Source organism: Agreia bicolorata, from assembly GCF_000938265.1.
Taxonomy (GTDB): domain Bacteria; phylum Actinomycetota; class Actinomycetes; order Actinomycetales; family Microbacteriaceae; genus Agreia; species Agreia bicolorata.
This window is the reverse complement of the sequence record NZ_JYFC01000001.1, coordinates 726,872-747,562: the sequence shown is the minus strand read 5'-3', so window position 1 is coordinate 747,562 and position 20,691 is coordinate 726,872. Positions and strand designations below refer to the sequence as shown.

17 protein-coding genes are annotated in these 20,691 nt (G+C 66.4%); 10 read left to right on the top strand and 7 right to left on the bottom strand.

Annotated features, from left to right (window positions below):
* Positions 1-2 precede the first annotated feature (2 nt).
* Together TZ00_RS03495 and TZ00_RS03490 are read right to left on the bottom strand one after the other, a co-directional pair.
* Positions 3-1,157, bottom strand: a complete 1,155-nt coding sequence (locus TZ00_RS03495) for a bifunctional 2-methylcitrate synthase/citrate synthase (protein ID WP_044439410.1) — start codon at positions 1,155-1,157, stop codon at positions 3-5.
* A gap of 57 nt (positions 1,158-1,214) precedes the next feature.
* Positions 1,215-2,066: a DUF4349 domain-containing protein gene (locus TZ00_RS03490; protein WP_044439173.1), complete on the bottom strand. Its 852-nt coding sequence runs from the start codon at positions 2,064-2,066 to the stop codon at positions 1,215-1,217.
* Between the two features lie 115 nt (positions 2,067-2,181).
* Here TZ00_RS03490 and TZ00_RS03485 point away from each other — a divergent pair, with 115 nt between their 5' ends.
* On the top strand, positions 2,182-3,165 hold the full coding sequence (locus TZ00_RS03485) for an aldo/keto reductase (protein WP_044439171.1): 984 nt from the start codon (positions 2,182-2,184) through the stop codon (positions 3,163-3,165).
* 98 nt (positions 3,166-3,263) lie between these two features.
* A complete protein-coding gene (locus tag TZ00_RS18625) occupies positions 3,264-4,574 on the top strand; it encodes a coiled-coil domain-containing protein (RefSeq protein ID WP_052521237.1) in 1,311 nt (436 codons plus the stop codon).
* A 3-nt stretch (positions 4,575-4,577) separates the two neighbouring features.
* On the opposite strand, the gene TZ00_RS03470 is transcribed toward TZ00_RS18625, so the two are convergent.
* Complete coding sequence (locus TZ00_RS03470; protein ID WP_044439169.1) at positions 4,578-5,402, bottom strand: aldo/keto reductase; 825 nt, start codon at positions 5,400-5,402, stop codon at positions 4,578-4,580.
* A 75-nt stretch (positions 5,403-5,477) separates the two neighbouring features.
* Between TZ00_RS03470 and TZ00_RS03465 the strand changes: the two genes are divergently transcribed.
* From TZ00_RS03465 to TZ00_RS03435, 7 genes are all read left to right on the top strand, one after another.
* Positions 5,478-6,542, top strand: coding sequence for a LacI family DNA-binding transcriptional regulator (locus TZ00_RS03465; protein ID WP_044439167.1), 1,065 nt, complete (start codon positions 5,478-5,480; stop codon positions 6,540-6,542).
* A gap of 122 nt (positions 6,543-6,664) precedes the next feature.
* Positions 6,665-8,317, top strand: a complete 1,653-nt coding sequence (locus TZ00_RS03460; protein ID WP_084605879.1) for an ABC transporter substrate-binding protein — start codon at positions 6,665-6,667, stop codon at positions 8,315-8,317.
* Positions 8,310-9,371, top strand: a complete 1,062-nt coding sequence (locus tag TZ00_RS03455) for an ABC transporter permease (protein ID WP_084605878.1) — start codon at positions 8,310-8,312, stop codon at positions 9,369-9,371. Before TZ00_RS03460 ends, TZ00_RS03455 begins: the two co-directional genes overlap by 8 nt.
* A complete protein-coding gene (locus TZ00_RS03450; RefSeq protein ID WP_084605877.1) occupies positions 9,368-10,306 on the top strand; it encodes an ABC transporter permease in 939 nt (312 codons plus the stop codon). The genes TZ00_RS03455 and TZ00_RS03450 overlap by 4 nt, the downstream gene beginning before the upstream one ends.
* A complete protein-coding gene (locus tag TZ00_RS03445; protein WP_044439165.1) occupies positions 10,303-11,973 on the top strand; it encodes an ABC transporter ATP-binding protein in 1,671 nt (556 codons plus the stop codon). The genes TZ00_RS03450 and TZ00_RS03445 overlap by 4 nt, the downstream gene beginning before the upstream one ends.
* A complete protein-coding gene (locus TZ00_RS03440; protein WP_052521236.1) occupies positions 11,970-12,797 on the top strand; it encodes an alpha/beta fold hydrolase in 828 nt (275 codons plus the stop codon). Before TZ00_RS03445 ends, TZ00_RS03440 begins: the two co-directional genes overlap by 4 nt.
* Positions 12,797-13,969 carry a glycoside hydrolase family 1 protein gene (locus tag TZ00_RS03435; RefSeq protein ID WP_044439164.1) on the top strand — a complete coding sequence of 391 codons (1,173 nt, stop codon included), beginning with the start codon at positions 12,797-12,799 and terminating at the stop codon, positions 13,967-13,969. The genes TZ00_RS03440 and TZ00_RS03435 overlap by 1 nt, the downstream gene beginning before the upstream one ends.
* A gap of 9 nt (positions 13,970-13,978) precedes the next feature.
* On the opposite strand, the gene TZ00_RS20185 is transcribed toward TZ00_RS03435, so the two are convergent.
* The 3 genes from TZ00_RS20185 to hrpA are packed head-to-tail and all read right to left on the bottom strand — an operon-like array spanning position 13,979 to position 19,671.
* The gene (locus tag TZ00_RS20185; RefSeq protein ID WP_238579552.1) at positions 13,979-14,632 is read right to left on the bottom strand and encodes a pyridoxine/pyridoxamine 5'-phosphate oxidase; all 654 of its coding nucleotides are present in this window, start codon (positions 14,630-14,632) and stop codon (positions 13,979-13,981) included.
* Positions 14,633-14,634: 2 nt separating this feature from the next.
* Positions 14,635-15,846, bottom strand: a complete 1,212-nt coding sequence (locus TZ00_RS20180; protein ID WP_044439163.1) for an MFS transporter — start codon at positions 15,844-15,846, stop codon at positions 14,635-14,637.
* 12 nt (positions 15,847-15,858) lie between these two features.
* Positions 15,859-19,671, bottom strand: coding sequence for an ATP-dependent RNA helicase HrpA (gene hrpA / locus TZ00_RS03420; RefSeq protein WP_044439162.1), 3,813 nt, complete (start codon positions 19,669-19,671; stop codon positions 15,859-15,861).
* A gap of 41 nt (positions 19,672-19,712) precedes the next feature.
* On the opposite strand from hrpA, the gene TZ00_RS03415 reads away from it, so the two are divergent.
* Positions 19,713-20,246 (top strand): GNAT family N-acetyltransferase, encoded by a 534-nt coding sequence (locus tag TZ00_RS03415; RefSeq protein ID WP_202965814.1) that lies wholly within the window; start codon positions 19,713-19,715, stop codon positions 20,244-20,246.
* Here TZ00_RS03415 and TZ00_RS03410 read toward each other — a convergent pair.
* Complete coding sequence (locus TZ00_RS03410) at positions 20,221-20,634, bottom strand: polyketide cyclase (RefSeq protein WP_044439161.1); 414 nt, start codon at positions 20,632-20,634, stop codon at positions 20,221-20,223. The genes TZ00_RS03415 and TZ00_RS03410 overlap by 26 nt on opposite strands.
* Positions 20,635-20,691 lie beyond the last annotated feature (57 nt).

The window sequence follows — 20,691 nt, the reverse complement described above, 5'->3', positions numbered from 1 at the left end:
ACTCAGCCCTCGAGGTGCCGCTCGTCGTGACCGGAATAGGCGCTCAGCGGCCTGATCAGTGAGTTCGACGCGCGCTGCTCCATGATGTGCGCAGTCCACCCCACGATCCGGCTCGCGACGAACAGCGGGGTGAACGTCTCGGTGTCGAAGCCCATGAGGTGATACGCCGGGCCCGACGGATAGTCGAGGTTGGGCAGGATGTTCTTGCGCGCGGTCATGGCGGTCTCGAGCGCGTCGTAGAGGGCTCCGAGATCGGGGCGGTCGTAGTGCTCGAGGAGCGCATCAAGGCTCATCTTCATCGTGGGCACACGCGAGTCGCCGTGCTTGTAGACGCGGTGGCCGAAGCCCATGATCTTGCGTTTCTCAGCGAGGGCTGTGTCGAGCCACGCGGCCGCCTTGTCGGCCCTGCCCACCTCATCGAACGTGTGCATCACGGCTTCGTTGGCGCCCCCGTGCAGAGGGCCCTTGAGCGCCCCGATGCCACCCACGACGGCCGAGTAGAGATCAGCGAGCGTCGAGGTGATGACCCGGGTTGTGAAGGTCGATGCGTTGAACGAGTGCTCGGCGTAGAGAATCATCGACACGTCGAACGCGTCGACCACGACCAGCTCGGGCACGTCGCCGAAGGTCATGTGAAGGAAATTGGCCGAGTAGCCCAGATCGTCGCGCGGCTCGACGACGTCGTCTCCGTGACGGCGTCTTTGGTCGTAGGCCACGATGGCGGGGATTCTCGCGTAGAGTCCGATCGCCTTCTCGAGGTCGGCCTCGGGCGAGTCATCGGATGCCCGTGGGTCGCTCGCGCCGATGACGCTCACGGCCGTGCGCAGCACATCCATCGGATGCGCCGTGAGCGGCAACTCGTCGATGATGCGACGAACGGCGACGGGCAGAGCGCGCTGCGCGCGTTCCACGCGCTCGAACTCGGCGAGCTGCTCTTCGGTGGGAAGCTCGCCATGCCAGAGGAGGTAGGCGACCTGCTCGAACGAGCAGAGGGCGGCCAGCTCTTGCACGGGGTAGCCGCGGTACAGCAGAGAGTTGGTCTCGGGATTGACCTTGGAGATGGCGGTCGTGTCGACCACGACGCCGGCCAGACCTTTGTGGATGCGAGGTTCTTCGACTATCGCGGACGAATCTGACACGGGTGGGCTCCTTCGCATGAGGCGGCGCCCTCCCATACGGGGCGCGGTCGCCATGCTATCGAACCATGTGATGAATCAGGGGGTTGGCGGGGTCGGCTGAGCCGGCGGGGTGGATGCGGAGCGTCGAGAGGCGACGCGAATGATCACGATCGTGACAGCCGCGAGGACCGCCAGCACGAGCAGCCACGGCAAGGCCACCCCGAGCGCCACCAGAGAGCCGTTGAGGGCAGCGACGAGGGAGTGCCAGCCAACAACGAGTCCACCCCAGAAGTCCTTCGGCCCGCCGGCGGGCACCGCACCCGCTGAGTAGAGCTGCAGGTCGATCGTGGAGTAGGCCACCTGGTCGCCCAGCAGGTCACGCTGCGCCTTCAGAGAATCGAGGTCGGCCTGGCGCGTGGAGATCGCCGACTCCAGCGCAATCAGGTCGTCGATGTCGGTGGCGGCGGCCATCAGATCGAGCAGGCGGTCGACAGATCCCTGCATGGCCGTGATGCGGGCATCCAGATCAGTGGTCTGGGCCGTGACATCTGTGGACGAGATGGAGATGGAATCGACGGTGCCGAGTTTCTTCAACTCGTCGAGCGCCGCCGTGACCTCGTCTTCAGGAACTCGGATCGTGAGTTGCGCGCTCGCGGACTGGGAATCCGTGCCTGCCTGCTCGGACCGGTTGTCGATGCGACCGCCGTGCTTCTCGACGACGGCCACCGCCGACGCACTCGCCTTGCCGGGGTCTTTCACGCTGATCGAGACCCAGCCCGTCGTGACGACCTGCGCATCCGCCGACACAGCGCCGTCTTGGGCCGCGCCCGGCGCCGACTTCTCCTGCTGGGGCGAGGCTGGAGAGGATGCTCCTGACGAACTCGAGCACCCAGCGAGCAGCAGGACGGCGGCGACAGTGGCGACGGCTGTGAGCGCAAATCTCTTCATGAGGCTCACGCTAGGGACGGTTGACTGAGAGCAGCGTGAGCGAGACACGATGGTTACCCTCTCGTTATCGCCCCGTTACGGTTTGCGCCTCCCGTCGAGCGCCTAGGCTCGAGGCATGGACTATCGCACCCTCGGACGCACTGGACGAACAGTATCGAGCATCGGACTCGGCACGTGGCAGCTCGGGGCGGATTGGGGTGACGTGAGCGCCGCCGAGGCCCACGCGGTTCTCGATGCGGCTGTGGAGTCGGGCGTGACCTTCTTCGATACCGCCGATGTCTACGGCGACGGTCGCAGCGAACAGCTGATCGGCGAGTACCTCGAGGCCCATCCCGATAGCGAGGTCACCGTCGCCACGAAGATGGGTCGACGCGAGGCGCAGGATCCGGCGAACTTCACCCTCGAGAAGTTCCGCGAGTGGACCGATCGGTCGAGGCGCAACCTGAACGTGCAGACGCTCGACCTCGTGCAGTTGCACTGCCCACCCACCTCGGTGTTCAGTTCCGACGCCGTATACGACGCGCTCGACACGCTGATCGACGACGGAGCCATCGCCAATTATGGGGTCAGCGTCGAGACCTGCGACGAGGCGCTCGCCGCCATTGCGCGCCCCGGCACCGCGACGGTTCAGATCATTCTCAACGCGTTCCGGCTGAAGCCGCACGATGCGGTTCTGCCTGCGGCTATCGAAGCCGGCGTGGGAATTATCGCGCGCGTTCCCCTGGCATCCGGCCTGCTCAGCGGCCGATACACGGCCGACACGGTGTTCGCGGCCGACGACCACCGCAACTACAACCGCGACGGCAGCGCGTTCGACGTGGGCGAGACCTTCTCGGGCGTTGATTTCGAGGCCGGCGTCGCCGCCGCCCGAGAGTTCGCGGCCCTCGTTCCCGACGGAACGACCCCCGCGGCAGCGGCTCTGGCGTGGGTCGCGTCTCGACCCGGGGTCAGCTCGGTCATTCCCGGCGCGCGCAACGTGACTCAGGCCCGAGCGAATGCCGCGGCCGGGTCTGTGGGCTACCTCGGCGAGGCCTTCGAAGACGGTGTCAACGATATCTACGACCGCTACTTCCGTGAGGCTGTTCACGGTCGCTGGTGACAAGTTGCCGTGTGTGATGCGCCGGTGGCGTGTTGCTGCGCGAATGCTCACGAACTCGGGTCTACTTTCGTAGGCGGCCCAAGAGAACGAGGACATCGGTGAGCAGAGCACGTCGTACGAACCATACGATCACGGCACTGGTCGTCGCCGCGATCGTCGGCGCGACCACACTGTCTGGCGGTGCGGCCGCACAGGCCGCCGACTACCCGTCGTGGGACGACGTGCAGGCCGCGAAGGCAAGCGAGTCGGCGAAGCAGAGCGAGGTCGACCAGATCACCCAATTGCTCGCGCAGTTGAAAGACGAGGCCGCGGCGGCTCAGCAGCAGGCCAACGAGAAGTGGACGCTCAACGAGAAGGCGCAGAAAGCGCTCGAAGACGGGCAGAAGACGGCGGATGCACTCGCTGAACGCGCCGCTACTCTGCAGGCTTCAGCGGATGCGTCGAAGAAACAGGCCGCGCAGCTTGCGGCGCAGTTCGCCCGCCTCGGCAATGGCGAGAACGTCACGTCGATGCTGCTGACCAGCTCCTCCGGCGAGAGCGACGACCTGCTGGGCCGGTTGGGGTCGCTGAGCAAGCTCAGCGAGACCGTCTCGGGCGTGTATGCCACCGCGAAGACGCAGAGCAACGACGCGGCGGCGATGAGCGATCAGGCCAAGGTCGCGAAGGATGCGCTGTCGGCGCTGGCGGATACGGCGGCATCGTCGCTCGCGGACGCCCTCGCCGCGCAACAGGCGGCGGTCAGCGCCGTGAACACTCAATCGGCCCACGAGTCCGAGCTGCAGGCGCAACTCGCATCGCTCACCCAGAACGCCGCCACCACCGAGGCGGACTACCAAGCCGGGGTCGCGGCAGCTGCGGCTGCCGCGGCTGCGGCCGCTGCGGCCGCTGCCGCCGCGGGCTCCGCCCCTGGTGCGCCGATTTCCGACGATGCACGCACACTCGCACTGGAACTGGTCGGCGACATCCAGGCCGGTCGACTGACGGGTGCCCAGCCTGATCACCTTCAGGAGATCGAATGGATCGCTGCCGGGCAGTCCGTGGAGAACTGCGGCATCGACACTCAGATCCTCGCCGCGATCGTGGTGGCCGTGCGCACCTTCGGCTCGGCCGGGGTGAGCGACATCAATCGCAAGTGCACCGGCCAGATCGAGGGCGCTGGCATCTACTCTGCCCACTACGTCGGTGGCGGTGGCCACGCCGTGGACTTCAACGCGCTCGACGGACAGGGTCTCTCCGGCGCGGACGACAATTCGCTGCGCCTGATCGCTGTGCTCGACCAGGTGATGCCCTCGGGTTCCGGCCTCGGCCAGCGCCAGTGCCGCATCAATGCCGGCGACGAACCCGATTTCGCGAACTTCCACGACTTCGCCGACACCTGCACCCACCTGCACGTCGACGACCTGACCTGAGCGTCAGCCGAGGTCGTCGGGGTCTTTTCCGGTGCGCTGCCCGCTGTCGAGCGCGGCGATGCGAGCCCGGTCGTCATCGTCGAGCTCGAAGTCGAAGACATCGATGTTCTCGCGGATTCGTGCCGGCGTGATCGATTTGGGGATGACGATATTGCCGAGGTCGAGCTGCCAGCGCAGCACGACCTGGGCCGCAGAGCGGCCGTGCTTCGACGCCAGTGCGGCCAGCGTGGGGTCGTCGAGGATACGGCCGCGGGCCAGCGGCGACCATGCCTCGGTCGCGATCGAATGGGCGGCGTCGTACTCTCGCACTCCCGCCTGCTGAAGCCACGGATGCAACTCGACCTGGTTGATCACGGGCGTCTCCCCGCCCTCCTGGGCCAGCCTGTCGAGGTGATGCGGGTGAAAATTCGAAACTCCGATCGAGCGCACGACGCCGTCGGCCTTCAGTCTCTCGAGCGCTCGCCACGTCTCGACGTAGCGGTTCTGGCGCGGTGCGGGCCAGTGGATGAGGTAGAGGTCTAGGTAGTCGAAGCCGAGCTTCGCGAGGCTGGTGTCGAACGCCCGACGGGTCTCGTCGTAGCCGTGGTCGCTCTGCCACACCTTCGAGGTGACGAATACCTCATGCCGCGGAACCTCGCTTGCTCGGATCGCCTGCCCGACACCCTTCTCGTTCTCGTAGAACGCGGCCGTGTCGATGTGGCGGTACCCGGCCTCGAGTGCGTGCGTAATGGCATCCGTCGCCTCGTCGTCTGACACCTTGTAGACGCCCAGCCCGAGCTGGGGGATGGCGCGTCCGTCGGACAGGGTCACAAGGGGAGAAGTAGGCACCTGACCATTATCGACGACTGTCGGTTGCGCGCCCGTCGTGCAGACTAGAGGGCGACGAGGGAGGACGAAGCGAGAATGGCCAAGGCACCTACTGTCTACGACGTGGCCGAGCGCGCGGGCGTATCGATCGCCAGTGTGTCGCGCGTTCTTCGTAGCCCAGACTCGGTCAAAGAGCAGACCCGGGAGCGGGTGCTCGAGGCTGTTCGGCACCTGGGCTACGTTCCGAGCGCGAACGCTCGGGGGCTCGCGGCGCGACGAACGAACGTGATCGGACTCTTCTTTCCCGGCCACGACGACGTGGCGGGATCAGAGGGCCAGCTCGTGGCGGCATCCGGCGGGGTGACGACCGTGCGCGACGACCCGACGACAGAGCCCGAGACCAACAACTTCTACTTCGACGAGGTGCTGCGCGGCGCCGAGATCGAGGCCTGGAGACGGGGATTCGCGCTGATGGTGGCTGCGGGCCGCGGTGCTTCGCGCGAGGCGATCGTGAACGACATTGCGGGGCGGGTCGACGGGCTGGCCGTGCTGGCACGCACCGTGCCCGACGAACTGCTCACGCATGTGGCCCGGCGCATTCCTGTGGTCGTTCTCGCGGCGACGCGCGGAACGGACGCGTTCGATCACGTGAGCGTCAACAACGCTCCCGGTATGCGCGCGATGACCGAGCATGTTCTGAAAGCGGGCGCCAGGAGCCTGCTGTACATCGCCGGGCCGGAGGACTCACCCGACGATGCCGAGCGTCTGCAGGGCTTCAGGGCTGCGCTCGACGGCAACGCGGAGGTGGCGGTCGAGCTGGTTCGCGGCGACTTCAGCCGGGGGAGGGGGCGCGAGATCGCGCTGGGCATCGACCCGCTTCCGGATGCGATCGTCTGCTCGAACGACCAGACGGCGCTCGGGGTTCTGGATGCGATGGGTCGCCGATCGATCAGCGTTCCGGATGACGTGATGGTTACCGGATTCGACGGCATCGCGGCGGGTCGGCACTCCTCGCCACGCCTCACGACCGTGCACCAGCCGATGGTCGAACTCGGACGCGCGGCCATCCAGGCGCTCACCGCCCGGCTCGACGATCCCTCGATGGACGCGCGCTCCCTCGTGCTTCCGGTGCAGGTCGTTCTGCGGGAGAGCTGCCCCTAAGGCTCGCGAGACGATGGGCCTCCGGGCTTGCATTCACAAACTGTAAGCGCATACAGTGAGATGAACGTGCACATCACGAACATTCATGTCAGTTCATCGTCGACCTGAGAAAAGCGGTTTCAATGAAGCACCCAACAAGGCGCCGACTGGGCGCCCTCGTCGCAGCCATCATGCTGACGTCGGGGCTCGCGGCCTGCAGCATCCAGATCGAGAGCGCACCCGACCCCTCGATTCCGAAAGACACGATGCTGGTCGCGGCCGACAACGGCTCGCCGCTGTTCGAGCGCAACTTCAACCCGTATATGACCAATAAGCGCACTGCCGCCTTCTACATGTACGAGCCCCTCGTTGTTCTCGACAACGTGACGGGTGAGGAGCACCCCTGGCTTGCCACGGGCTACGCGCTTCCCGACCCCTCGACCGTGGTCTTCACTATTCGTGACGGTGTGAAATGGTCTGACGGCAAGCCGTTCACACCGAAAGACGTGGCCTTCAGCTTCGATCTGCTCAAGAAGTACCCGACCTTCGACCTGCAGGGCATCTGGAGCTACATCGACACGGTCGAGACGAGCGACACGACGGTGACCGTGCACCTCAAGGCACCCGATGTTCCGGCGGCTCAGCTCATCGCGACAACGCTCATCGTTCCGGAGCACATCTGGAAGGACGTGCCCGACCCGTCGACGTTTCGAAACCCCGACCCGGTCGGCACCGGCCCCTACACCCTGGGCAACTTCGCCGCTCAGCAGTACACGATCGACAAGAATCCCACCTACTGGCAGGCCGACAAGGTTGCCGCCGAGCACATCATTCTGCCCGCCACCAACACGCAGCTCGACGTGGCCACCAAGGGCTACGACTGGGCCTATTCGTTCATCTCCGACGTCGACGGCGCGTGGGTCGGGGCCGGCAACAAGAACACCTACTGGTTCCCGCCGGGAGGAACAGTCTCGCTGTTCCCGAACCTGACGAAGGCGCCGTTCAACGACCTCAACGTTCGGCAGGGACTGTCGCTCGCGCTCGACCGCAAGGCCGTGGGCGACTCGGCTGCCGAGGGCTACATGGATGTGGCGGGTCAGACCAACATCCTGCTTCCGTACCAGCAGAACCTGCTCGACCCGTCGATTCCCGACTCGGGGCTCGTGACCCAGAACCAGCAGAAGGCGCTCGAGTACTTCGCCCAGGCCGGCTACACGCAGCAGGGCGGCAAGCTCGTCGACGCCGCCGGCACTCAGCTGAGCTTCACGATCACCACCGCGAACGGCTACAACGACTGGCTCAAGGGCGTGCAGGAGGTGCAGAAGCAGTGGGGCGCCATCGGCATCGATGTGAAGGTCGCCAGCCCCCAGCCCGCGGCATACCAGCTGGCGCTGCGCAACGGCGAGTACGACCTCGCCATGGGCGGAACCGGCGGAACCGGCTCGATCTTCCGCGACTTCAACTCGCTGCTCTCGAGCGACTACCTGAAGCCGGTCGGCGAGGAGGCCGTGTTCAACTTCGAGCGCTATAGCAATCCCGAGGCCGATGATCTGCTGGCCCAGTACAAGCTCGCCGTCGACCCGGAGAAACAGAAGCAGCTGGGCTATCAGCTGCAGAACGTCGTCTACAACGATCTGCCCGTGCTCAGCCTGTACTACGGCGGATCGTGGGGCCTGATGAGCGATGCGAAGTTCACCGGCTGGCCCAGCGCGGCCGACCCGTATGCCTCGCCCAAGACCTACGAATCCACGCCCCTGCTCGTTCTCACCCATCTGAAGAAGGTCAACGATGACTAGCGTCACGATCGCGCCCGGCAGCGCAGACGTCTCTGCCGCGCCCCGAATAACAGGCTCAGGCAGAGGTCGGGCTTGGGCCTACGTCGCCCGCAAGGCCGGCCTGCTGCTGCTCACGTTGTGGGCGGCCATCACGCTCAACTTCATCCTTCCCCGGCTGATGCCCGGCTCGCCGGCCGATGCGGCCCTGGCGAAGCTGGCACAGAACGGGCCGGTGAGCGACGCGACCAAAGCTGCAATCGAGGCCCAACTGGGTGTGCCGACCGGCAACATCCTCGAGCAGTATGTGGCGTATCTGCATCAGGTCGTGACGCTCGATTTCGGCGTTTCGTACACGTTCTACCCGCAGAGCGTCTCCGAACTGGTCAGCACGGCACTGCCCTACACGCTCGTGCTGGTCGGCGTCGTGACCATCATCGCCTTCGTGCTCGGCACGCTGCTCGGGGTGCTCGCCGCATGGAAGCGCGGCACCTGGCTCGACACGCTGCCCACTCTCGCCGGATCGTTCGCCAGTGCCTTCCCGTACTTCTGGACCGCGCTACTGCTGCTGTTCTTCGCGGGATACGTCGGCAGGCTGTTCCCGACCTCGGGCGCCTACGGTCCCACGGCCACGCCCGCGTTCACGATCGGCTTCCTCGGCGATGCGATCTACCACGCGGCACTTCCGGCTCTGACGATTCTGATCACGTCGTTGGGCGGCTGGATACTCGGTATGCGCAACACGATGATCTCGACGATCGGCGACGACTACGTGACCTTCGCCGAGGCGAACGGTCTGAAGCCGCGCACCGTCGCCCTGCGCTACGCGGCGCGCAACGCGATCCTTCCCAACCTCACCTCGTTCGGGCTCGCCCTCGGCGGTGTGGTCGGCGGATCGATCCTGGTCGAGCGGGTGTTCGGATACCCCGGCATCGGCTACCTGCTGTTCAACGCGGTCACCAACCAGGACTACCCGTTGATGCAGGCCCTGTTCCTGATGATCACCGTGAGCGTGCTCATCGCCAACTTCCTCGTCGACATCTTGTACGGCGTGCTTGACCCGAGGACCCGCCGATGAGCACTCAGAGCATTCCCCCCTCGACCCGCGCTGTGCGCGCCATCGAGGAAGCGTCGATCGCACCCGCTCCCAGCCCCCTCAAAGTGGTGCTGCGCGTGGCGTCGACCGTCTGGTCTAACGGCAAGGCCCGTATCGGCATCGTGATTCTCGGGTTGTTCATTCTGGTCGCGATCTTCGCGCCGCTGCTTGCCCCGTACGGCGCCCGCCAGAACGGCTTCGATCGGTCGGCGGATGCGTCGGCCGCCCACTGGCTCGGCACAACGGCCGCCGGTGAGGACGTTCTATCGCAGCTCATCTGGGGATCGCAGATCAGCATCTTCGTCGGGCTCGTCGCGGGCCTGCTCTCGACCGTGATCGCGGTTCTCGTGGGCCTCAGCTGGGGTTATGTGCGCGGATTCGGCGCCGACGTGATCAACTTCATCGTCAACCTGTTCCTCGTCATCCCGGGACTGCCGCTCATGATCGTGATCGCTGCCTATCTCTCGGGTGGCGGCATCGGCATGATCATCGTGGTCGTGGTGATCACCGGATGGGCGTGGGGCGCGCGCGTTCTGCGCAGTCAGACGCAGTCGCTGCGCTCTCGTGACTTCGTCACCGCCGCCGTGTTCAGCGGCGAGCGTCCGTTCCGCATCGTGTTCCGCGAGATCCTGCCGAACATGACCTCGCTCATCGTCGGCAACTTCTTCGGTGCGGCCACCGCCGCGATTCTCGCGGAAGCAGGGCTCGAATACCTCGGCCTCGGCGACACCACGGTGGTCAGCTGGGGAACGATGCTCTTCTGGGCGCAGAACTCCAACGCTCTGCTCACCGGCCAATGGGCGCTGCTCTTCGCGCCCGGCCTCTGCATCGCCCTGCTCGCCACGAGCCTCACCCTCATCAACTTCGGCGTCGACGGAATCTCCAATCCGCGTCTCCGGGAAGGAAAGCAGCGATGACCGCCCTGCTCGAGATCACAGACCTCTCTGTCGACTACGGGGAAGGTGCCGGCAGCACTCACGCCGTCAACCACGTGTCGTTCACGCTGGAGCACGGCGAGTTCGTCGGACTCGTCGGCGAATCAGGTTCGGGAAAGTCCACCCTGGGCTTCGCCGTGACGGGACTCTCCAAGCCGCCGGCCCGCGTTGTGGGCGGCAGCATTCTGCTCGACGGCGTCGACATCGCGAGCCTGTCGCAGGCCGATCTGCGCGAGCAGCGGCACGGCGGCATTGCCATGGTGCTGCAGTCGGGCATGAACGCGCTGAACCCCGTGCGCAGCATCCGCAACCACTTCGTCGACATCTTCCGCGCGCACGGCCACGTCGCGCGCGGCGACTGGGCATCGCGTGCCGCCGAACTCGTGGGCAAGGTGGAACTGCCCGCCTCAGTTCTCGACCGCTACCCGGGAGAGCTCTCCGGAGGTATGCGCCAGCGTGTGTCGATCGCCCTCGCCCTGTCGCTCGAACCGAAGCTCATGGTCTTCGACGAGCCGACCACGGCGCTCGATGTTCTCGTGCAGCACGCGGTGATGGACACCATCATCGAGCTGCAGAAGAAGGAGAACTTCACCGCCCTGCTGATCAGCCACGACCTGGGCATCGTTCTCGAGTCGGCGCAGCGGGTGCTCGTGATGCACGAGGGCGAGATCGTCGAGGATGCGCCGTCGCGGCAGATCCTCGAGAAGCCCAGCGACGACTACACGAAGATGCTGCTCTCGCACTACGCGGACCCGCGCGCGGAGGTCGTGGAGCTGCCCGGCTTCGAAGATCGGCACCGCACGCCGGCCGCCGCCCATCCACCAACCGTCTCGTCGCGCACCCGACGACAAGACCAGAAGGCCATCGTCGTCGACCATGTCTCGAAGGTCTATCCGGCGCCGCGCCGGGGCGAGCCGCAGGTCACCGCTGTCGACGACGTCTCGTTCACGCTCGAGCCGGGCCAGTCGCTCGCGCTCGTCGGCGCATCCGGAAGCGGAAAATCGACGCTGGCGAAACTGATCACCGCCGTCGAGAAGCCGTCGTCGGGCAGCGTGCGCTTCGGCGACCTCGATGTGGGCTCGCTTCGCCGGGGCCAGTTCCGCCGTCTGCACCGCGATGTGCAGATGGTGTTCCAGGACCCGTACGCGGCGCTGAACCCGCTGCACACCGTCGAGTACACGCTGACGCGACCCGTGGTGAACTTCACCGGGCTGAAGGGCCTGGATGCGCGTCGCCGGGTTCTCGAGCTACTCGACACCGTTGGTCTGTCGCCGGTCGAGGAGTTCGCAGCGAAGCTTCCGCATCAGCTGTCGGGCGGCCAACGCCAGCGCGTGGTGATCGCCCGAGCCCTCGCTAGCAACCCGCAGGTGATCATCGCCGACGAGCCCGTGTCGATGCTCGACGTGTCGCTGCGCGCCGGCGTGCTCGCTCTGCTTGAAGATCTGCGCGAGCAGTGGGGCGTCTCGCTGCTCTACATCACGCACGATCTGCTGTCTGCCCGCGTTGTGACCGACAACATCATGGTGCTGAACGGCGGCCGGGTCGTCGAGCACGGCAACACCGCTGAGGTTCTACGCAATCCGAGCGACGAGTACACGATCCGTCTGCTTGACGCGATTCCTAACCCCGGCCGACGGGACGTCGCGTGACGTTCGGCGGGCTGGCGCTGCCCGACTCGCTCGAGCTCTTCACCCTCGACGGCCTGACGGCCTTCCGCGCACTGGCCCGGGGCGAGGAGCGCGGCGTCGCCCTCTTCGTGCCCGGCTTCACGGGCTCCAAGGAGGACCACCGTTTTCTCGTCGCGCTCGCCGCGGAACGGGGATGGGGGTCGTTCTCCTACAGCCAGCGCGGGCAGGCCGACTCGATCGCGCCCCGTGGGATCGACGAGTACTCGTTGCAGAAGCTCGCCGAAGACACGGTCGCCGTCGCGGAACGGATCGCCCGCGGGCGCCGGGTGCACCTGGTGGGCCACAGCCTCGGAGGGCTCGTCGCTCGGGCGGCGGCCATCCTGCGGCCCGACGTCTTCGCCGACCTGACGATGCTCTGCTCGGGCCCCGGCGGTCAAGGACCCGAGCATCACACCGACGACGCCGCGTTCGTGGCCCGCCACGGAACGCTCGCCTGGTGGGAGCACAACAACCCCCTCGGCGCGCGGAACGAAGACGAGGTCTTCGTTCGCGAGCGTGCAGCCGCATCGAGCGACGACAACTTTCTCGCCATGGCTGCCATCCTGCGGGACGCCCCCGATTCGAGCGACGAACTGCGCGAGACCGGGCTGCCCGTGCTCGTGGCACACGGCGACGCCGACGACGCCTGGCCCATCGCATCCCAGCACGCCATGGCCCTGCGGCTCGGAGCCCGCTACGAGATCATCCCGAACGCCGGGCACCTGCCGAATATCGACAACCCGAACTACACGACCGAGCTGCTCGACGGCTTCTGGTCGAGTGGAGAACACAAAGGAGAATCCTGATGCTCACCTTCCCCGACGGCTTTCTGTGGGGTGCGGCCACCGCCGCCCACCAGATCGAGGGAAACAACGTCAACAGCAACTGGTGGGTTCACGAGAACGAGCCGGGCACCACGATCGTGGAGCCCTCCGGTGACGCAGCTGACAGCTACCACCGCTACCGCGACGACATCCGTCTGCTCGCCGAGCTGGGGCTGAACTCCTACCGATTCAGCATCGAGTGGTCGCGTATCGAACCTGAGCGCGGGCTCTACTCGCGCGCATCCGTCGACCACTACCGGCGCATGGTCGACACCTGCCACGAGTTCGGCATCGAGCCGATCGTGACGCTGATGCACTTCACCGTGCCGCGCTGGTTCGAGAACGACGGATTCTGGCGCGCGTCCGATGCGGCCGATCTGTTCGCCCGCTACACCGAACTCGCCCTGCCCGTCGTGGCAGAGGGCGTGAACTACGTGTGCACCATCAACGAGCCGAACATCGCCGCGATGCTGGCGGGAGGAGAGGACGCGTCGAACCTCGTCGCCTACGGACTTCCGAAGCCCGACCTCGGCGTGGCCGACGCGCTGCTCGAGTCGCACAAGCGGTCACGCGAGGTGCTGTCGCAGGTCTCCGGCCTCAAGACGGGCTGGACCATCGCCACCCAGGCGTTCGAGGCCGCCGACGAGCCCGGCTCAGAAGAGAAGAAGCGCGAGATCGCCTACCCCGCCGAGGACTGGTACCTCGAGAACGCCGCCGGCGACGACTTCATCGGCGTGCAGGCGTACACCCGCAACATCGTGGGGCCGGAAGGCATCCGGCCGCCCGCAGCCGACGTGGAGAAGACGCTCACGCAGTGGGAGTACTTCCCTCCGGCCGCCGGAATCGGCGTTCGCGCCGCGTGGGAGTTGAGCGACCACACTCCCGTTATGGTGACCGAGAACGGCATCGCCACGCAGGACGACGCGCGCCGCATCGACTACACCCGAGGCGCCCTCGAGGGACTGCACGCGTGCATCGAAGACGGCATCGCGCTGCTCGGCTACCAGCACTGGTCCGCCCTCGACAACTACGAGTGGGCCTCGGGATATGCACCGACGTTCGGGCTCATCGGCTGGGACAAGCAGACCTTCGAGCGCACGCCCAAGCCCAGCGCGAGCTGGTACGGCGAGGTCGCCAAGGCGAACGGGCTCTAGAGCTGTGAGTCAGGGCCAGAGCAGCGTCGTCGACCAGCTCTGGCCCTGACTGCTGTACCGCAGCCTCTGGTGCCGACGCTCGGCATCCGATTGCCAGAATTCGACCGACTCGGGGCGCACGCACCAGAGGGTCCAGGCGGGCGACACCAGTTCTGGATGCGCGTCGAGCTCGCGTGCGGCCGTGTCGATGGCGGCCTCGCTCTCGTCGCGGCTGCCGAGCGGCGCGCTCTGCGGGCTGCCGAGCGCGACGGCGCGGGCACCGAGGCCGCGACGGGAGAAGTCCCGGGCGTTCTCGTCGTCTGAGCCGCGCGTGACCGTGCCGCGCACGCGCACCGAGCGGCCGACCGTGGGCCAGTAGAAGGTGAGAGCCGCCACAGGGTTGGCGGTCAGCTCGACGCCCTTCGCGCTGGCGGAGCTGCTCGCGAACCACCAGCCCTCGTCGGTGAGGTCTTTCAGGATCAGCACCCGGGCATCCGGAACGCCGTCGGCGTCGACGGTGGAGAGCGCCATGGCGTGCGGTTCAACCTGGCCGGCGTCGACCGCCTGGGTGAACCACTCCACGAAGAGGTCGAACGGATTGTCGGGTGCCGCAGACGGATCAAAGGGCGGGGGAGTGCCCGTGAGGCTCTTGAGCGAGCGAAGGCTGTCTCTCAGAGGGCGCACGATCAGAGTCCGCTCACCGTCTGAATGGGTTCGGTGTCGGGAATCGGGCTGGCGTCTTTGCCGCGGAGGTCGGGATGCCAGCGCTTGCCGATGAGGGGAACGAGGAATCCGAGCAGCCCGAGTGCGGCGGCGACGTAGAAGGCACCCGAAGCGCCCTGGCTGTCGATGAGGAATCCGGCGAACGCGCTTCCGACGGCGGCTCCGATGAGCTGGCCGGTGCCGACCCAGCCGTAGGCCTCCGCTGTGTCGCTGAAGCGCACGCTGGCCGAGACGATCGAGAACATCACGGCGAGGGCCGGCGCGATGCCGATTCCCGCGACGAACAGAGTGACCGAGAGCCACCAGATGTTCAGCGATGCCGCGGCGAGAGCCGTTCCGACGAAGACGATCAGCATGCGACGCGCGAGCGCCCATGGTCCGATGGGCACGTGGCCCAGCGACAGGCCGCCGACGAGTGAACCTACGGCGAAGATGGCCAGCACGATTCCGGCTTCGAGGCCGTCGTGCCCGAAGGTGGCGACGACGCCCGCTTCGATGGCCGCGCAGGCCGCCACCAGCAGGAAGCCGACGATGGTGGCGAGAAGCACTGGGGGCTTGGCGAGCACGGCGCCGAGCTTTCGCCTGGAGCGGGGAATGCGCACACGGCCGAGCTCGGGGCTGGCGATGAACCACGTTCCGCCGCCGACGAGAAAGACGACGGCGAGCAGAATGCCCCACACCGTTCCGACCTGAGTCGAGACGAAGGTGGTGATGACCGGGCCGACGACCCAGATGATTTCTTGCGCCGAGGCATCGAGCGAGAAGAGCGGGGTGAGCTGCTTCGAGTTGACCATCTTGGGGTAGATGGTGCGCACGGCCGGCTGGATGGGCGGCATCGTGAGGCCGGCAACGAGGGCGACGCCCATGGCGGCAGGAATCTCGAGGGGGAGCAGCGCGATGGCGGAGATCGCGATGGCGCAGATGACCATCGTGATCGTGATGACCTGGCGCATGCCCCACACGCCCATCAGACGCGAGGTGAGAGGGCCGGCGATGGCCTGGCCGATGCTGAGTGCCGCCAGAACCAGGCCCGCCGCGCCGTAGGAGTCGTGCACACGTTCGATGTGCAGGAGGAAGGCGAGCGAGAGCATGCCGAAGGGGAACCGGGCGGTGAGTTGCGCGGCGATAATGCGCGCGACCCCGCGGGTTTTCAAGAGATTCGAGTAGCTGCTCACAACTTCTCTACTCTACCGTCCAGCCGGTACAAGTGCCTTCTGAATTCGTTGCATAGAGACAGGCTCCGCCGTTCCGAGCGATTGCGCAAACAGGCTCACCCGGAACTCCTCGAGGAGCCAGCGCGCGCGCACGATGTTCGGCGGCGAATGCGGGGCGAGAGGGATGCGGCCACCCGCGTCGGTGTAGCGCTTCGTCGCCGCCTGCACCTCGATCATCCAGGCGCGATCGCGGGCCGCGTTCTCCGCGAGCTTGTCGAGCCTCTGCGTAAGAGCCTTGAGATATCGAGGCAGCTGGCGAAGCTGCGTGGTGCCCGTGGCCGAGACGAAGCCGGGGTAGATGAGCCCCTTCAGCTGCTCGCGAGCATCGCCGAGGGCGGCGAGCAGCGCCATGCTCGTCACGCCCTTCAGCGCCTTCTCCGCATCGCGCGCCGCCGAGAGGATCGTCGTGACGACTCCGACGGTCGCGTACAGCTCATCCATGACTGTCGCCGAGAGGCGGTCTCGGGCAGAGAGGAACCCGGCCTCGTTCCAGAGCATGCCATCCGGTACCACCTCGAACAGCACGCGCTGCGCGACCGCGCGCAGACAGTCATCGAAGAGTGCCTGCACGTTCTGATACGGGCTGGTCGCCAGCATCAGCTTCTCGTTCTGCGTGAGGTGATCGCGCACGTAGGACAAGGGTGAGGGCACCGCGAGAAGCAGCAAACGCACGATGCCGTCGGGGGTCTGCAGCGCCTGCTCGTCGGGCGAGGTCATGAGCCGAAGCGCCACGGAGGAGCCTTCGTCGACGAGTGCGGGGTAGGCGCGGATCACTCCACCGTGCTGCTTCGTATCGACGAGCTTCGGGAGTTCGCCGAAGCTCCACGAGGTTAGACCCGTGCGTTCGAGATCGCTCGATACGCGGGTGGTTGCCTTCGCCACGGAGTCGCGCGCGGCGCCGCGGTGCTTCTGCTGCAGAGCGGGCAGATCCTTGCCGACCGAGAGCGTCTTGCCCCGCTCGTCGACCACGCGGAACGACATGCGCAGGTGCGACGGCAGGCGCTCGCGGTCGAAGTCGGATGCGCTGACCGGCACGTGTGCGAGGCGCGACATGGTTGTGGCGAGGGCGGCGAGATAGCCCTCGTCGCCCCCTCCCTCGGGCGTCTCGGCCACGAGGCGCACCGCCCAATCAGTCGAGGGCACGAAGTTGCGGCGGATGTTCTTGGGCAGCGACTTGATGAGTGCCGTCACCAGCTCAACCCGCAGGCCGGGCACCTGGTACTCGAACGATTCGGGCTTGAGTCTCGGCAGCAGCGCGAGAGGCACGGTCGCCGTGACGCCGTCGTCTTCGGTTCCCGGTTCGAAGCGGTAGCTCAGGCCCAGGCGCTGGTCCTCCTGCTGCCACGTCGTCGGGTACTCGTTCTCGTCGATCTCGGGCGCACCCTCGGGCACCAGGGCGTCGATGGTCATGGTGAGCAGGTCGGGGGTGTCGTGCTTCGCCGTCTTCCACCAGCCCTCGAAGGTGCGCTGCGAGAACACGTCGCGCGGGATGCGCTCGTTGTAGAAGTCGAACACGGCCTCGTCGTCGGTCAGTAGGTCGCGGCGGCGGCTGCGCTCCTCGATCTGCTCGAGCTCTTTGCGGAACGCCCGGTTGGCCCGGTCGAACGCCTGCTGCGACTCCCAGTCGCCCTCGACGAGCGCGTGGCGGATGAACAGTTCGCGCGCATACGACGGGTCGACTCGAGAGAACTGGATGCGCCGCTTCTCGACGATGGGAACGCCGAACAGCGTGACCCGTTCGTAGGCGACGACGGAGCCCTGCTTCTTCTCCCAGCGGGGTTCGGAGTAGCTGCGCTTGACGAGGTCGCCCGCCAGCTTCTCGGCCCAGGCCGGATCAATGGCCGCGTTCATGCGCGCGAACAGGCGGCTCGTCTCGACGAGCTCGGCGCTCATCACGGCGGCGGGCTGCTTCTTGTTCAGTACCGACCCCGGGAAGATGCTGAAGCGCGACTGGCGCGCGCCGACATAGTCTTTCTTGACCGCGTCCTTCAGGCCGATGTGCGACAGCAGTCCCGACAGGATCGACCGGTGGATTCCGTCGGGGTTCACCGCGGGCTCGCCGATCGTGAGACCCAGCGGCCTCGACAGCTGCTTCAGCTGGCGGTACACGTCCTGCCACTCGCGGATGCGCAGGTAGTTGAGGAACTCGTTCTTGCAGAGCCTGCGGAACGCGCTCGACGACAGCTCGGACTGCTTCTCTTCGAGGTAGTTCCAGAGGTTGAGCAGGGTGAGGAAGTCGCTCGTGGGGTCGGTGAATCGACCGTGCAGCTCGTCGGCACGCTGACGCCGTTCGAGCGGGCGCTCGCGGGGATCCTGGATCGTGAGCCCTGCCACGATGAGCATCACCTCGCGGCTCGTGCCGGTCTCTTTCGACTCGATCACCATGCGGGCGAAGCGCGGCTCTATGGGCAGGCGGGCGAGGTCGCGACCGATTCTGGTGAGCCGCGGCTGGGCATCCGGCGTCTTGGTTCTTGTGTTCGCGTCTGCTGACGACGCCGTGCGCAGCGCGCCCAGCTCGCCGAGCAGGTCGAGGCCGTCTTTGATGCCGCGCGACTCCGGCGGCTGCAGGAACGGGAACGAGGCGATGTCGCCGAGCCCGAGCGAGATCATCTGCAGGATGACGGCGGCCAGGTTTGTGCGCAGGATCTCGGGCTCGGTGAACTCGGGCCGCTTCTCGAAGTCTTGTTGCGAATACAGCCGGATGGCGATTCCATCGCTGGTTCGGCCTGAACGGCCCGAACGCTGGTTCGCGGACGCCTGTGAGATCGCCTCGATCGGCAGTCGCTGCACCTTGGATCGCACGCTGTAGCGGCTGATGCGTGCCGTTCCCGCGTCGATCACGTACTTGATGCCGGGCACGGTGAGGCTCGTCTCGGCGACGTTCGTGGCCAGCACGATGCGTCGGCGCACGCCCGGTGTGCTGCTGCGCTGGAAGACGCGGTGCTGATCGGCGCTCGAGAGTCGACCGTAGAGGGGCAGGATCTCGGTGACGCCGCCCGCCGAGCTGCGATTCGCGAACTTGCCCTTGAGGGACTCTTCGGCGTCGCGGATCTCGTTCTCGCCCGAGAGGAAGACGAGGATGTCGCCGTCGCCCTCGCGTCCCAGCTCGTCTACGGCGTCTCCGATGGCCTCGAAGACGTCGCGATCGGGGGTTGCCGGCGGCTCGTCTTCGTCACCCTCCGGGGGCGTGTCCGTCGCCAACGGCCGGTACCGGATCTCCACCGGGAACGTGCGCCCTGAGACCTCGACGATCGGGGCGTCGTCGAAGTGCTTGGAGAAGCTCTGCGGGTCGATCGTGGCCGAGGTGATGATGAGCTTGAGGTCGGGTCGCTTCGGCAGCAGCTGCTTGAGGTAGCCCAGCAGGAAGTCGATGTTGAGGCTGCGCTCGTGGGCCTCGTCGATGATGATCGTGTCGTACTTCGAGAGCATGCGGTCGTGGTGCATCTCGTTGAGCAGAATTCCGTCGGTCATCAGCTTGATGCGGGTGTCTTTCGACGCCTTGTCGGTGAAGCGCACCTGGTAGCCGACGAGTCCGCCGACCTCTTGGCCCAGTTCCTCGGCGATGCGTTCGGCGATCGTGCGGGCCGCGAGTCGACGCGGCTGGGTGTGGCCGATCGTTTGGCGCCCGAGTTCGAGGCAGATCTTCGGCAGCTGGGTGGTCTTTCCCGACCCCGTCGCGCCCGCGACGATGACTACCTGGTTCTCTGCGATCGCGCGCGCGATGTCGTCGCGACGCTGGCTGACCGGGAGTTCAGGGGGGAAAACGATACGGGGGAGGGAATCCATGGGCATTCCATTCTAGATTCTCCGGGGTCGGTCGTGCCCTCATGGCCGGTGCCGCGGCCGGTATCGTGGCCGGAATGGATGCTGTGACTCTCGATCTGCCCGATGGTTCCGTGTTTCTCCGGCGGGCGACGATCGACGACCTCTCGGTGATCATCGATCTGCTGGCCGACGACCCGATCAGTGCAGCGCGCGGCGACTCGGCCGATGCCAGCGACCGCGAAGCCTACGAGGTGGCCTTCGCCGCGATCGATCGGGACCCGGCGCAGCGATTGCTGGTCGTCGTCGACTCTGTAGGTGCGGTCGTTGCGACCATGCAGCTCACGGTGATTCCCGGTCTCGCCAGGCGCGGAGCGTCTCGCCTGCAGATCGAGGCCGTGCGGGTCTCGTCGAGTCAGCGCAACCGCGGCGTCGGTGCGGCGATGATGCGCTGGGCGATCGAGGACGCTCGCGTCTCCGGCGTGCCGCTCGTGCAGTTGACGTCAGATGCTGCCCGGGTGGATGCGCACCGCTTCTACGAGCGGCTCGGCTTCGAGGCGTCTCACGTCGGGTTCAAGTACCGGGTCGAGACCTCGTAACCTCTTCGACGAGCTCGCGCAGACGGTCGAGGTCTTCTCCCACCGTCGTCGCATCGCTGTCGAACTCGTCGTCGGTGAGGTCGAGCTGACGCACCGTGAAGATGATCTCCGCCCCGTCCGGGTGGGCGATCACCCTCAACGGGTTGGTGACGGTCGCCCCTGATGGCAGGGTCACGTCGTGATCGAGGATGCCGAACTCGTTGGGCGCGACGAAGCGCACCGAGACCCGGCCCATGGGCGAGTCGACCCAGAGGGTGTCACCCTCGCGGGTCACCTCGGAGTGCGCCAGCCCGGACGCCCACGTCAGCAGGTTGTCGACATTCACGGCGACCTCGTAGACAGTCTGCGGGCTCGCCGAAATGACGCGGCTGACGTGACGGCTTTCCATGCGTCCAGCATGACCGACCAGCGCGTACTTCTGCCACGGTCGGGGTGATCTCGATAC